Annotated in this window: 12 protein-coding genes; 8 read left to right on the forward strand and 4 right to left on the reverse strand. The window is 35.4% G+C overall.

The genetic code is table 11. The features are described 5' to 3' along the window. Window positions 1-172: 172 nt before the first annotated feature. Both ACZ5N5_RS14315 and ACZ5N5_RS14320 read left to right on the forward strand, forming a co-directional pair. A complete protein-coding gene (locus ACZ5N5_RS14315; protein ID WP_109984114.1) occupies window positions 173-592 on the forward strand; it encodes a hypothetical protein in 420 nt (139 codons plus the stop codon). Between the two features lie 87 nt (window positions 593-679). Then, entirely contained in the window at window positions 680-1,477 is a 798-nt protein-coding gene (locus ACZ5N5_RS14320; RefSeq protein WP_464372685.1) for an SDR family NAD(P)-dependent oxidoreductase, read from the forward strand. Window positions 1,478-1,494: 17 nt separating this feature from the next. Here ACZ5N5_RS14320 and ACZ5N5_RS14325 read toward each other — a convergent pair whose 3' ends face one another. Next, window positions 1,495-2,142: a PD-(D/E)XK nuclease family transposase gene (locus ACZ5N5_RS14325; RefSeq protein ID WP_054859221.1), complete on the reverse strand. Its 648-nt coding sequence runs from the start codon at window positions 2,140-2,142 to the stop codon at window positions 1,495-1,497. Window positions 2,143-2,379: 237 nt separating this feature from the next. On the opposite strand from ACZ5N5_RS14325, the gene ACZ5N5_RS14330 reads away from it, so the two are divergent. Together ACZ5N5_RS14330 and ACZ5N5_RS14335 are read left to right on the forward strand one after the other, a co-directional pair. Further along, complete coding sequence (locus tag ACZ5N5_RS14330) at window positions 2,380-2,832, forward strand: nucleoside deaminase (RefSeq protein WP_464372686.1); 453 nt, start codon at window positions 2,380-2,382, stop codon at window positions 2,830-2,832. 98 nt (window positions 2,833-2,930) lie between these two features. Continuing rightward, the gene (locus ACZ5N5_RS14335; RefSeq protein WP_464372687.1) at window positions 2,931-3,797 is read left to right on the forward strand and encodes a patatin-like phospholipase family protein; all 867 of its coding nucleotides are present in this window, start codon (window positions 2,931-2,933) and stop codon (window positions 3,795-3,797) included. 119 nt (window positions 3,798-3,916) lie between these two features. Here the strand turns inward: ACZ5N5_RS14335 and ACZ5N5_RS14340 are convergent, their stop codons facing one another. Continuing rightward, complete coding sequence (locus ACZ5N5_RS14340) at window positions 3,917-5,071, reverse strand: MFS transporter (RefSeq protein ID WP_277678430.1); 1,155 nt, start codon at window positions 5,069-5,071, stop codon at window positions 3,917-3,919. Window positions 5,072-5,250: 179 nt separating this feature from the next. On the opposite strand from ACZ5N5_RS14340, the gene ACZ5N5_RS14345 reads away from it, so the two are divergent. The 3 genes from ACZ5N5_RS14345 to ACZ5N5_RS14355 are packed head-to-tail and all read left to right on the forward strand — an operon-like array spanning window position 5,251 to window position 7,288. Further along, window positions 5,251-6,102: a patatin-like phospholipase family protein gene (locus ACZ5N5_RS14345; protein WP_109984118.1), complete on the forward strand. Its 852-nt coding sequence runs from the start codon at window positions 5,251-5,253 to the stop codon at window positions 6,100-6,102. A 10-nt stretch (window positions 6,103-6,112) separates the two neighbouring features. Further along, entirely contained in the window at window positions 6,113-6,832 is a 720-nt protein-coding gene (locus ACZ5N5_RS14350; protein WP_109984119.1) for an HAD family hydrolase, read from the forward strand. A gap of 39 nt (window positions 6,833-6,871) precedes the next feature. Then, window positions 6,872-7,288 carry a hypothetical protein gene (locus ACZ5N5_RS14355; RefSeq protein ID WP_054787759.1) on the forward strand — a complete coding sequence of 139 codons (417 nt, stop codon included), beginning with the start codon at window positions 6,872-6,874 and terminating at the stop codon, window positions 7,286-7,288. Between the two features lie 14 nt (window positions 7,289-7,302). Here ACZ5N5_RS14355 and ACZ5N5_RS14360 read toward each other — a convergent pair whose 3' ends face one another. After that, on the reverse strand, window positions 7,303-8,358 hold the full coding sequence (locus ACZ5N5_RS14360; protein WP_464372688.1) for a DUF2515 family protein: 1,056 nt from the start codon (window positions 8,356-8,358) through the stop codon (window positions 7,303-7,305). A gap of 150 nt (window positions 8,359-8,508) precedes the next feature. On the opposite strand from ACZ5N5_RS14360, the gene ACZ5N5_RS14365 reads away from it, so the two are divergent. After that, entirely contained in the window at window positions 8,509-11,175 is a 2,667-nt protein-coding gene (locus ACZ5N5_RS14365) for a DEAD/DEAH box helicase family protein (RefSeq protein WP_464372689.1), read from the forward strand. A 61-nt stretch (window positions 11,176-11,236) separates the two neighbouring features. On the opposite strand, the gene ACZ5N5_RS14370 is transcribed toward ACZ5N5_RS14365, so the two are convergent. Continuing rightward, window positions 11,237-12,883, reverse strand: a complete 1,647-nt coding sequence (locus ACZ5N5_RS14370; RefSeq protein WP_109984122.1) for a methyl-accepting chemotaxis protein — start codon at window positions 12,881-12,883, stop codon at window positions 11,237-11,239. Between the last annotated feature and the right edge of the window lie 5 nt (window positions 12,884-12,888).

A 12,888-nucleotide genomic window follows, 5' to 3' on the forward strand; every position in this document is an offset into this window, starting at 1 on the left:
TGGCACTATTATGTCACTTTCCATTTTTTATTTCACCTTTCTCTATCCCTTGTCATGACTAACGTTATGATATTTTTTATAAAAACAACTAACAATTTTCCATTATGACAAAGATAGTACCTAATTACCCCTTATACTGGAATCAAAATCAAGCTTAAGGGAGAAGGAATGGATGAAGGAAATTGTAACTACCTTACTCATATTGTTTGCATCACTTATTCTACTTGTAAGCTATAATGCTCGAAAATCGAACAGTTCTACTCAAACCAAGGCAAGAAAGATGGTACCAATAAAGGATTTTGCAAAAATGTACAGGAATCCGCAAGCCTATTATAATCATCAAATAATACTTACCGCAAAAGTGATCAAGGTTATTGAAAACAATAAAGGGATGACTTATCTACCTGTATATACAATCCTGAAAAAAGAACAAAATTTATTGATTTACATAAAACAAACAAAACTGAACGTAAAAGTTAATAATACTATCCGGGTAGTAGGGATTATTCGTAATCAATATGAAGGAAGAGGAAAAAAAGAATTGATGATAGCACCTTTAATAGAGGCTATTTCTATAGAAGTATTGGATTAAAGAAAGTAATGATAAGAGCAAGGTATGTTTAAAACTTTGAAATAGGTGAAAATACAATGGTGAGAACGTAGTATAGGAGGTAAGAAAATGTCAATTTTTTCAAAAGAAGCATTACTTGATCAACATATATTAATAACAGGTGCTACAGGTGGAATTGGCTCCGAGACAGCAAAAACAATTGCTAAAATGGGAGCAAAAGTAACCATTACAGGAAGAAATAAAAAAAGGCTAGTACAATTAAAAACAGAACTCGAAAATGTGACAACAAAGGATAAAATTCATGCAATAGAAGCAGATATCAATAATGAACAGGGAAGGTTAAACCTACTAACCAAATCAGAGGAAGCATTTGGCATAGTTTCAGGTCTAGTAAATTCAGCAGGAATAACGGGGGGAACAGTCGTTGAAAGTTTGAGTGAAGAGGAAGTCGAACATATTATGAGAGTCAATTATTTTTCTGCATTTAGTTTGACACAATCCATTTACCAAAAAATGATCAAAAGAAAACATGGTAATATAGTGAATATTGCTTCACTCTCTGGATTGAGAGGTACATATGGTAATAGTGCTTATGCAGCAAGTAAATTTGCTGTCATAGGATGGACTCAATCTATGGCTGTTGAAGCAATAAGGCATAACATTCGTGTTAATGCAGTCTGTCCTGGATTTGTTGATACGAATATGGCAAGAGGAATCATTGCTAAAAAAGCGGAGCGAAATCAAATCTCGTATAAGACTGCTATGAGAAATGCTAAGAATAGTATTCCATCAGGTGAGCTCACGACAACTCTAGAAGTCGCGAATACAATAGCTTTTCTTTTGACAGATGCTGCGAAGAACATAGTTGGTGAATCAGTGAAAATTTCAGGTGGAAGTGTGTTATGAGATAAATAATGTTGAAATTATGCCTTCATAATAGATTGGCTCACCTTCTTGGAGTTTTTATTCTTCCAACCAACCAAAGCTCTTTCCAAGGATTTGTCTATTTTCGCTATTTTCCATAATTGCTCGTAAATACTTTCATGATAAATCCTTTGCTGCTGATCAATCATTCCGAGAAAAAGAAGCCATCTTGCAAAATGATCCTGCAAGGGATTTATTATCTGATTTTGCCAAGCCTTTATTACCTTAGGCAGTTCAATGAAATGATATTCAAGCTGATTACTAAGAGAGTAATTATATACAGGTAAATATATGGAGTGAAATTTTGTTGTGTTTAAAAATAATGGGAATGTTAAAAACTTTATGATAATTATTTGCTGTTTGTGAGAATAATCTTCTTGTTTGTAATGAGGAGTATGAAAAAATTTGTGAATTATATTATCGAACAAGTGTAGAAAGTGTATTTCGATCAAGTAATCCTTATTTTTTTCCGTATTCGCATAATAGGTGATAGGTATTTTTTTTATTAATGTTAGTTTTTCTATCGGGTCTTTTTTAAATTTGGATAGGAGTAGTGCTTTAATAAAAGAAAAGAGTACTTCATCTTCTTGAATAATCTGAATAATGTCATCATTTAATGTAGAATATGTAAATCTTACGTGGCTCATCTCTGGTCCCTCCTTTAGCTATATTATTTTAGATACTGCTTTTTTAGTCAAATAGCCAAATATGGATTTGTTAAAATTACCATCTAGATTATTAGATATTTGATATGTAAGAACTCCTTTTAGACACCTGCATTTATCATAGATGAAAGCTTTTCATATTTTGGTTTGAAAAAGTTATGTTAAACTACATTTATATAATCTACTTATACTTCATATTGCCAGAAAGGAGAATCATTTATGAATTCATATATGAACCACGCCATTCGGCTTGCATTAGAAAATGTTCAAGAAGGAGGACAACCCTTTGGAGCCGTATTAGTCCGTAATGAGGAGGTTTTGGCGGAAGGTGTTAACGAATTACATCTTTATCATGACGTAAGCGGTCATGCTGAATTACTCGCTATCCGTCGAGCGCAAAAGAGGCTAAATACGAATGATTTATCGGGTTGTGTTATATATGCAAGTGGAGAGCCATGTGCCATGTGTTTGACCGCAATGTATTTTGCGGGGATCAATCAGGTTTACTTTTGTCAAAGTGTAGATGAGGCAACAGCGGTAGGATTAACGAAATCTAAGGAGATTTATCATGATCTTCAAAAACCAAAAAATCAACGATCCATCAAAATAGAACAATTATCCCTCGATAAAGGGCAGCTAGATCCAATGAAATTATGGAAAGAAAGTAATTAATTATTAGGCATAAAATGTTGTACATTCCTCATAAGGTTCTTTAACTACTAAATTATTAGGTAAAGACGGGAAGAGACAGGGTGGTGTGAAACGGTCTTATGAAAGGTGTAGGTTTAATATTAGAAGGTGGCGGTAGCAGAGGGGTTTTTACAGCAGGAGTGTTACAGTATTTAATGGAGCAAAATATATACATACCTTATGTGATGGGAGTTTCATCAGGTGCTTGTAATGGTTCCTCCTATATTTCCAGGCAGCTTGATCGTAATAGAAAGGTAAATATTGATTATGTGCAGCATCCAGATTATCTATCTTTAAAAAATTTGTTTACAAAAAAACAGCTTTTTGGGATGGATTTTTTATTCGAAACATTAATGAATGAATTAGAGCCATTTGATTATCCAACATTCCAAAAGGCGAAAGAAGAATTTGTTGTGGTAGCAACAGACTGTATTACTGGAACGCCAGTCTATTATTATAAATCGAAATATGCCCAAGAAATGATGACACTAATAAGAGCATCTAGTTCTCTGCCGCTGATTGCCCCAGCTGTTTCATTTGAGAATAGGGAGCTCTTAGACGGTGGGATAACCGATCCGATTCCAATTAAACAGTCGATGAAAGATGGAAATTCACGAAATATTGTTATATTAACTAAAAATCGAGGTTATTTTAAAAAAATGGAGGCATTTCATTGGCTCATAAAAAAGAAATATCAGGCATATCCCGCATTGTTAGCGGCTATCGAAAGGCGACATATTGTTTACAATGATGTACTAAATTATCTGTATGACCAAGAGAAAAAAGGAAAGATTTTCCTTATTTGTCCAACCGAAAAACTCCGAGTGGGCAGAATGGAAAAAAACCAGAACAAATTAACGGATTTATATCAGCAAGGGTATGAAGAAATGAAAAAGCTTATACGCCCACTTAAAGAATTTTTAGAGGTGAAGCAAGAGGTTATTTAAGTTTCGAATAAGAGAATGGAAGCGTTTAGGAGTCGAAAGCTTTATCGATTTCCTAAACGCTTTAAGCACATTAATGAACCACTCAGAAAAAAAGGATAGGAATAAAAGACATCCACCATTTAACTTAGTCTAGCTATTTTCCTTCCGAATGTTATAAGAAATAGGAGCAAAAGTAGCCCACTTATTATATAAAAAAAGCTTGTGGTTGGAGCAAATTGAATAAATAATCCACCGATGGATGGACCAGTTAAGCTTCCTATGCTAAAAAATATACCACATAGAAGGTTACCTGTAGGCAAGAGGTTCCGCGGCATCAAATCAGTCATGTAGGTAATTCCTATTGAAAACATGGAACCAACAAACATCCCAGCGGTAAATAAGCAGACTAGTAGTACATAAAAATAATCCTCCATTAATCCAGCCACTGTAAAACAGAGAAAGCCAACCAGCAGGACAATAGTAACCAACCTTTCTCTACCAAGCTGATCCCCGATAATACCAAGTGGAAGCTGGAAGACAATCGCTCCTATAGAAAAAGCAAATAGTAATGCAGAAACGTGACTTACCTCTATTCCAATTCGTAAAGCATACACTGGAAAGTTCCCATTTAAAGAAGTTTCTAAAAATCCATAAGCAAATGGTGGTAAAAAAGCGATCCATGCATACCTCCAAGCTTGACCAAATCGTCTAAATGTATCTCGAAAAGAGCTCATCGTTAAGTCTTGTTCAGGTAGTTCATTTCGAAGGATAAATAATAAGAACCAACCTACTAGACTAAACCCAGCTGAGATAAGAAATGGCAAGCTTTCATGAATATTAACAAGTGGTACCATCAAAGGTCCAACAGCAAATCCTATTCCAAAAGATAATCCATACAGAGCAATATTTCGTCCCCTCTTTTGTTCAGGAGAGAATTCGGTAATCCAAGTTTGAGCAGTAAAATTAACGGCATTATCACCAATACCAATTATCATTCTTAAGAAAAACCAATACCAAAATGATTGCCATAGTGAAAATAGTACGAGCGAAATTAGTACAAGCAATCCCCCTATAACTAGAAGAGGCTTATACCCAAACTTTCTTAATAGAGGCTCCATGAATGGAGAAGTAAATAAAATACCAATATACAATGCCGTAGAATTGATTCCGTTTAAAAACGAAGAGAGCCCACTATTTTCAAATATAACTGCAATTAATGGAAGAAGCATGCCCTGACTAAAGCCTGCAACAGCTACAACAATAACTAAAATGGTTAATCGTAACTGATTATTCATGATTATCCCTTCACCTTTCTTAAGATATCGGTACTTATCATACAGGAAAAAGATGCTATCTTTCAATAGAATGGACTTTTCTACAAAATTTTAGTCAATTTAGAATACTAGCAATGTAAGACAGGCTGTTGTATGATAATGATACTGTCATTTAAAGGAAAAGTTAGGTGAGATATAATATGAAAAATACAGGATTAGTGTTAGAAGGTGGAGGAAGTAGAGGGGTTTATACAGGTGGTGTTTTACAATATTTAATGGAGGAAAATATCTATATTCCATATGTTATTGGAGTCTCGGCAGGTGCTTGTTGTGGATCCTCCTATATTGCACGACAGATAGACCGAAATAAGCGTGTAAATATTGATTATGTCAGTCACCCTGAATATCTATCTTTTCGAAATTGGATTACGAAACGTCAGTTATTTGGAATGGATTTTATTTTTGAAACATTGCCAAATGAGCTAGTCCCATTTGACTTCGAAACGTTTCATCATGCAAAGGAGGAGTTCGTAGTTGGTGTGACAGATTGTGTGACAGGTGATGCACTGTTTTACCGCAAATCAGATTATGCGCAGGATATGATTACTCTTCTTCGAGCATCTAGCTCGTTACCTTTAGTTGCACCGGCTGTCCATTTCGATAATCGTGTATTAATGGATGGAGGCATCACATCACCGATTCCGATTAAGCAGTCGATGAAAGAGGGAAACAATAAAAATGTGGTGATTTTAACACGAAATAGAGGTTATTATAAGAAACCGCAATCCTTTAATTGGTATATTCGAAAAAAATACCGTCAGTATCCCGGATTACTTGAGGCAATTCAGAAAAGACATTCCGAATATAATGACACGTTGAACTACCTTTACGAAGAAGAGAAAAAAGGTAATGTATTTATTATAAATCCGACAGAAAAATTGCAAGTAGGGCGAGTGGAAAAAAATAAAAATAAATTAATGGATTTATATCAAAAAGGCTATCATGATGTAAAAAAACTTGGAGAGCCTCTTAAAGAATTCTTGTCATCCTAAGGAGGTAGCGATGGATACGATTATTTTTGATGTAGATGACACTTTGTATGATCAGGCATTATCCTTTCATACAACATTTAGAAAGCTAATAGGGGATCATTTTTCATATAAAGACATCGATCAGATATACAGAGCTAGCCGTCATTATAGTGAAATGCTTTTCGATCAATCTGAGCGTGGAGAGATAACGGTATTCGATTGGCAGATCGGACGCATTATTCGTGCATGTGAGGACTTTGAAATACCGCTTGATCAAGAGAAGGCTACTACATTTCATCATTTCTATGCAAGAGAGCAAGCGAATATCAAGCTTTTTCCGGAGGTAATAGAGCTATTTGATTTATTGAAGCAAAGTAGCAAACAGTTAGCTATATTAACAAATGGAGAGACAGACCATCAAAGCATGAAGATCAAGCAATTACAGCTTAATCAATGGGTATTAAGCAAGCATATTTATATTTCTGGTTCCTATGGCTATGCTAAACCAAAAAAAGAGATTTTTAAGATAGTCGAAGAAGAATTAGCCTGTAATCCGAACGAAACGGTGTATGTTGGAGATTCTTATGAGAAAGATATTATTGGTGCAAAGCAAGCAGGGTGGAAGGCTGTATGGTTTAATCATCGAAACAGGGAAGTCCCGAAAAATAGTAGATGGTATGCTGATAAAGAAGTGCATAGTGCAAAGGAGCTTTTAGCATATTTTCAAAAGCTAGATAGCTTACAGTGTTAATAGTCCGAATTGATTTAGGAAGTGTTAGGAGTCTTAATGATGCATTATTTTATTAAGTTAAATATAATTAGCATGCTCTATGCTGTAGTGATTTGGTTCCCTCTCGAGCTTATATTAAACACATACAGAATAAGTAGATGGTTATCATCGGAAGTGAACGATGTCCAAAAATGGATGATTGGCATTATAATTGTCGAGTTAATAGTTGGTTCCATTCTGATTATCAATTTATCTAAAAGATGGCTAACGGAAAGGAAGGCTAATTTTTGGACACTTGTCCTTTGGATTCCTTATTTTATACTTCTTATTTATCTTTGTGCGGTTTTATTTCCAGTAACAAATGAGGGAGATACACCGTCTCCTGTCACAGGTCTCTTCTTAATAGGTGGGTTCATAGTGTATCCAGTTTATATATTAATATTAAACGCTGCAAGTATCACAAAAGAGGCTGCCTAACAGCTTCGGTTGTATTATTTTAACCATCTATCCTTTAGGAGAGCGGCCTGTTCCAATGTATGCAAAGATTTAATATATAAATCGAGAATATCTGGATAATAATGCGCTTGATCCTTAAGAAAATAGTAAAGGACTTTCCACTCTTTATACCAATCTCCGGTCTCTGCAGGCTTGTGCTGAACATCCTCCCAAGCACTTTGTAACTTAGGGCTATATAAGGGAAATCCTTTTCGTAGCCTTTCACTCTGGAATAGATTAGGAAAGAAATCTTCTCGTGATCCTGTGTGAGGGTGTTGACAAGCCATTGTCAGGATTTTTTGAAAATAAGTAGGATCAAATAAAATTTCATATAAGCGTTTCCCTAATAATATTCGCTTATCTAATGCAGCGAAATGATTGACAGCTTGCCCGACTAACCTCGTCCTACTCCCATCTTGATATGGAAAGAGGATCATATTTAATTGTAATAATTCTTGGAATTTAATTTCGGCTAGTTCCAACAGATTTGCACGATAATTGGAGTTGTGAATCACTCGATTTTCAATATAATGTTGTTCATTTATAATGAGAGCTACAGACAGCAATTCTTTATCATGATAAGAATAAAAAGTATTCCAAATGGTCTGCATAAAAACAGATACACCGAAACAGGGTAAAAGATGGAATAAATTCCTCCCACTTTTCTTAGCTTCTTTATATAATAAAAGCTGTGGATAGGCATCCTGAAAGATTAACCAATTACTTCGCTCTAAATAGTTAAAAAAATATTCCTGTTGCTTATCGGTAAGTAGCTCGGATAAATAGCTCCCCTTTAAATCTGTCATGTTCCAACCACTATTCCTTGAGACCATATGTGCTAGAAACGCCCATTGTATTTCCGGAAATGCTTGAAAAAATTGAAAATAAGCATTTGTTCTTGTAATATTGTTTTGATTTTTTTCATTTACTTTTCTTTGAATGGCTTTGACTAATTCTTGCTCTTTAGCATTAGGATGAATGGGTATCTGTCTCGATTGTAATGCTCTTTTGAGACACTCTAATTTCAGTGGTAGTTTTCTGGAATGACCCAAAATGGCTCTTCCTCTCCATGCAAAACATGATCATTACTATTTAGGATATCCAGCCGTTTTAAGGTTCATACCAAAAATATGCTAAACTGAGAGCAGTGAAACTAACATCATTCCTAAATCGTACATAGATGAAGAGAGGAAGGTGAATTGATGAATAAATTTCCTGATGATATTAACTTTTGCTTTCCTTGGCGAAGCTATCAAGGAGAAGTGTTAAATAATTTAGACGAGCATTTGGCTAATCGACATCTTCATCTCGTAGCTCCACCTGGTTCAGGTAAAACGGTGTTAGGACTAGAAGTTATGCGAAGATTAAACAAAGCGACACTTATCATTGCTCCAACGATTGCCATACGGAACCAATGGGCAGACCGCTTTACAGAGCTATTTTTGCAAAAAAAAGAACGTCCTAATTGGATTTCAACAGATATAAAAAATCCATCATTTCTAACGATTACCACTTACCAAGGGATTTTTGCTTTATTTCATAAAATGGAGCAAGGGGCAGAAGAGCCTGAACTGGATGATCTTGAAGAAGAAGAGATCTACATAGAAGATCAATCAAAATACGAATCGATTAACAGACTTTTTCAACAAAACTTTCAAACATTGATCTTGGATGAATCTCATCATTTACGGACAAGTTGGTGGAAAACAACGATTCATTTACGAGATCAATTAGAAAATCCAGCCATTGTTGCTTTAACTGCCACCCCTCCTTATGATGTGGGAAAGACAGAATGGGAAAACTACATAGCACTCTGTGGTCCAATCGATGAGGAAATTGAAATTGCGGCATTAGTAAAAGAAGGAGATTTATGTCCACACCAAGATTATGTCTGGGTCTCCTCCTTAACAAAGAAAGAAAAGGAGCCGATTGATACTTTTCATCAACAGGTATCACAATTTCAAGAAAAGTTAATGCAAAATCAATCCCTCCAAGCATTAATGGAGCATCACCCGTGGATGAATTATGGAGAACACCTAGAAGAGAAGCTTGCTAATTATCCATATTTTATAAGCATGATTCTTTATTTGCGTGCAGTCGATAGTGCATATTGGGAAAAACCCTTTTTAGTAATGGAGGAAAAAGTAGAAAAGCTTCCTTCCTTTGATCGGCACTGGCTAGAGGAATTGTTAAGCAATCTACTATATAAAGATAAGTATGTGAATCCAAAGGAAGAGCCGTTAAAAAGTATCAAAAAACAATTATCTCATATTGGATCTATTGAACATAGAAAAATAAAACTTCGTGCAACAAGAGCAATGCAAAGAACTCTTTTACATAGTGCCTCCAAGCTTGATAGTATTGTCGAAATTGTCCAATTAGAGAAGCAATCCCAAAAGAAAAATCTACGAATGGTAATATTAGCAGATTATATTTATCAGGACGATTTGCCAAAGGCAAATGAGGAAGCGCAGCCACTTATCCGACTAGGAGTCATTCCAATATTTGAAAAGCTTCGTCGTCAACTGGACACTTCTTCCAAATTAGGAGTCCTAACAGGCTCTGTAGTTATAATTCCTAATGAGACGATACATTTATTAGAAGAAGCCTCATTAGATTTCTCTGTCAAACAATTGGACCATGATCCTCACTATGCTCTCATCAGTTGGAAGGGCTCATCTCGACAAAAAATGGTAAAAGTAATGACTGACATTTTCTCGAACGGGGATATTGATGTTTTAATTGGGACGACAGCATTACTTGGTGAAGGATGGAATGCACCGAGTGTAAATACATTAATTCTAGCTTCGTATGTAGGTAGTTTTATGCTGACCAATCAAATGAGGGGACGCGCTATTCGAACAGAGAATGGGAATGAAGAAAAAGTTGCGAATATTTGGCATCTTGTTTGTGTGGATCGAGGGATAAGTGATGGTGGATATGATTTTCAATCCTTGACTCGTCGGTTTGATTCACTAACAGGTGTTGATGCAGAAATAGCTGTCATTCAATCAGGAATCCAACGACTTAGAATGCTAGCACCACCTTTCCGACAACAAGATATACACGAAACAAATAAACTAATGAAGAATCGTGCAACAAATAGAAGCCGTTTATTTGCAAAATGGCGTGAAGCAGTAGCGAAAGGAGAAAAGAAACGAATTGAAATGGGAGTGAGCCAAAAAAATTTACCTCCACTATTTATGTTCCGAAACACATTGAAATCATTAATCATTATGTCTGTCGTAATCCTGGCAAGTGCTTTTGTCGAAATGGGGGAATATGGCTATTACACCTCATCTTTGGAAGAAATCATAGTAACTTTATGTATCGGATTTTTGTTAGGGCTGTTGTTCTCAGCACCTTATTGGTGGAAGGCATTAAGAATATATATTTTCAATTCCTCCTTAGAATCAAGAATGAAACAATTAGCTGAAACCATCTACTTGACATTATATGATATTGGGCTCCTTCATACTTCGTTGGATAGAAATAAAATTATCATTAATAAAGGAGACGATGGTAGTTTATCTTGTTATTTGGAACAAGGAACTACTTATGAACAAAAAGTATTCATTGATGCTTTACAGGAATTATTAGATCCCATTGATAATCCAAGATATCTTTTACATCGTCAATCGGGAAAACGTTTATGGGTTCGTCATGACTATCATGCCGTTCCTGAGGAGATTGGTAGAAAGAAAGAGTATGTAGAAAAATTACTAGCTAGATGGAATAAACAGATCGGTAGTGCAAAAATGATCTACACTAGAACACCAGAGGGAAGAAGGCTTTTGTTAAAGGCGAGACTTAAAGCGATGTCGAGTAAATTTGTCAAACGGTCAGAAAGAAAAAGTATTTGGAGTTAGTAGATTGAAAAACGAAGGCTATTGTCATAAGACATGTTTAAGCCTTCGTTTTTATGAGAGATTAGATTTTAAAACGACTCACATTTTCCTGTAGACCTTGTGCCATATTGGCTAAAGTTCTTGTAGCTGCGGAAACTTCTTGAATTGTTGCGGTTTGTTGTTCTGTTGCACTAGCAACCTCTTGAGAATGGACAGATGTATCCTCACTAATGTTCGTAACATGTTCCATAGAGTGTATTAATTTTTGACGAACAGAAATCAATTGCTCAAGCGAATTGGTCACTTGATGAACCCTTTTTTGAACACTTGCAACCGAATCGGTGATTTGATCAAAAGCATTATTGGTTTCCATTACTAATGAAGACCCTTTTTGCACAGCTTGATTACTGCTTGTCGTCGATTCGATTGCTTCTTGCATGGTCGACTGAATTAAATCAATTAAATGATTGATTTGTTGTGCAGATTGATTTGATTCTTCTGCTAATTTTCTTACCTCTTCAGCTACAACGGCAAAACCTCTCCCATGTTCTCCAGCACGTGCAGCTTCAATTCCTGCATTTAAAGCTAAAAGATTGGTCTGCTCTGCAATATTAGTTATCATATCTACTATTTTGTTGATTTGCGTGGCGTGGCTTTCAAGACTTTTCATAATCGATGTTGTTTTTTCGGAATTTTGATTGATGATCTCCATCTGTTCATTAACACTTCTCACGGAAGCTAATCCGTCTGAAGAAAATTGATGTGCTTTTTCTGAGGAGCTAATCACTCGCCCCATTCCCTCAGAGATTGCATCAATATCCTCTGAGATATTCGTAACATTTTCTGTTGCTTCTTTTACACTTACTAATTGTGTATGGGAATCATTTGATATTTCTTGAATTGTCTTAGCAATTTGTTCTGTCGTATAGGCTGTTTCGTCCGCATTGGCACTCAGTTGCTCACTTGATGCTGCAACACTTTGAGATGTGTCGATTAAGTTAGTAATCAATGTAAGGAGATCCTCCTTCATCTGAATAAAGCGATTTTGAAGTGTCCCAATTTCATCCTTTCGCTTTGTTTTCATAATAGAGGATGTCAAGTCTCCTTTGGCAATTTTATCAGCAACGTTCGTTAATTTCGTTATTGGAGTAACAATCCTTTTTGACATAATCAAGGCAAATATAATCGTTCCAGTAAGTAGAATAATGGTAGAAATAATCGCAAAAAGAATAATGGATTGGATAGTTGATTTTAATTGTATCTGTGCATGCTGATAATTCTCTTCGACCATTAATTGTAAAAGATGGATATCGTTTTGAATACCGTGTGTACGGATTGATTGACGTTTTGCTTCTGCACTATCCTTATCTTCTAATGCAAGCACAACATCCTCTGATAGTTGTTGAAATTTTTCATCTATTAATGTTAATTGATCTTTTTCAGATTTCGTGCTTCCTTGCTCTAATAGATTAAGATAAGATTTCGTACTTTCTAATTTGGACTGAATGGATTCTGCTGCAGCATCTGTTCGATTTAAGGAGAAGCTCATCAGCTCTTGTTCCACTGATAGAATAGAGCTATTAACCTTCTCGACATTGACTAATTGTTCTACTTTTTCTGAATTAGATGATTGAATATTCATCATTTGAACAATGATCAGTCCGATAATAATGGTAGAGCTGATAATAGGTAAAAATGCAATTAGTCCTAACTGATATTTTAATTTCATTGAAT

The sequence above is a fragment of the Gracilibacillus sp. JCM 18966 genome, from assembly GCF_055392695.1.

Bases quoted from the DNA above. Each gene is read 5' to 3' on its own strand.
- ACZ5N5_RS14315 (WP_109984114.1), top strand. From the start codon at position 173: ATGAAGGAAATTGTAACTACCTTACTCATATTGTTTGCATCACTTATT.
- ACZ5N5_RS14320 (WP_464372685.1), top strand. From the start codon at position 680: ATGTCAATTTTTTCAAAAGAAGCATTACTTGATCAACATATATTAATA.
- ACZ5N5_RS14325 (WP_054859221.1), bottom strand. From the start codon at position 2,142: ATGAGCCACGTAAGATTTACATATTCTACATTAAATGATGACATTATT.
- ACZ5N5_RS14330 (WP_464372686.1), top strand. From the start codon at position 2,380: ATGAATTCATATATGAACCACGCCATTCGGCTTGCATTAGAAAATGTT.
- ACZ5N5_RS14335 (WP_464372687.1), top strand. From the start codon at position 2,931: ATGAAAGGTGTAGGTTTAATATTAGAAGGTGGCGGTAGCAGAGGGGTT.
- ACZ5N5_RS14340 (WP_277678430.1), bottom strand. From the start codon at position 5,071: ATGAATAATCAGTTACGATTAACCATTTTAGTTATTGTTGTAGCTGTT.
- ACZ5N5_RS14345 (WP_109984118.1), top strand. From the start codon at position 5,251: ATGAAAAATACAGGATTAGTGTTAGAAGGTGGAGGAAGTAGAGGGGTT.
- ACZ5N5_RS14350 (WP_109984119.1), top strand. From the start codon at position 6,113: ATGGATACGATTATTTTTGATGTAGATGACACTTTGTATGATCAGGCA.
- ACZ5N5_RS14355 (WP_054787759.1), top strand. From the start codon at position 6,872: ATGCATTATTTTATTAAGTTAAATATAATTAGCATGCTCTATGCTGTA.
- ACZ5N5_RS14365 (WP_464372689.1), top strand. From the start codon at position 8,509: ATGAATAAATTTCCTGATGATATTAACTTTTGCTTTCCTTGGCGAAGC.
- ACZ5N5_RS14370 (WP_109984122.1), bottom strand. From the start codon at position 12,883: ATGAAATTAAAATATCAGTTAGGACTAATTGCATTTTTACCTATTATC.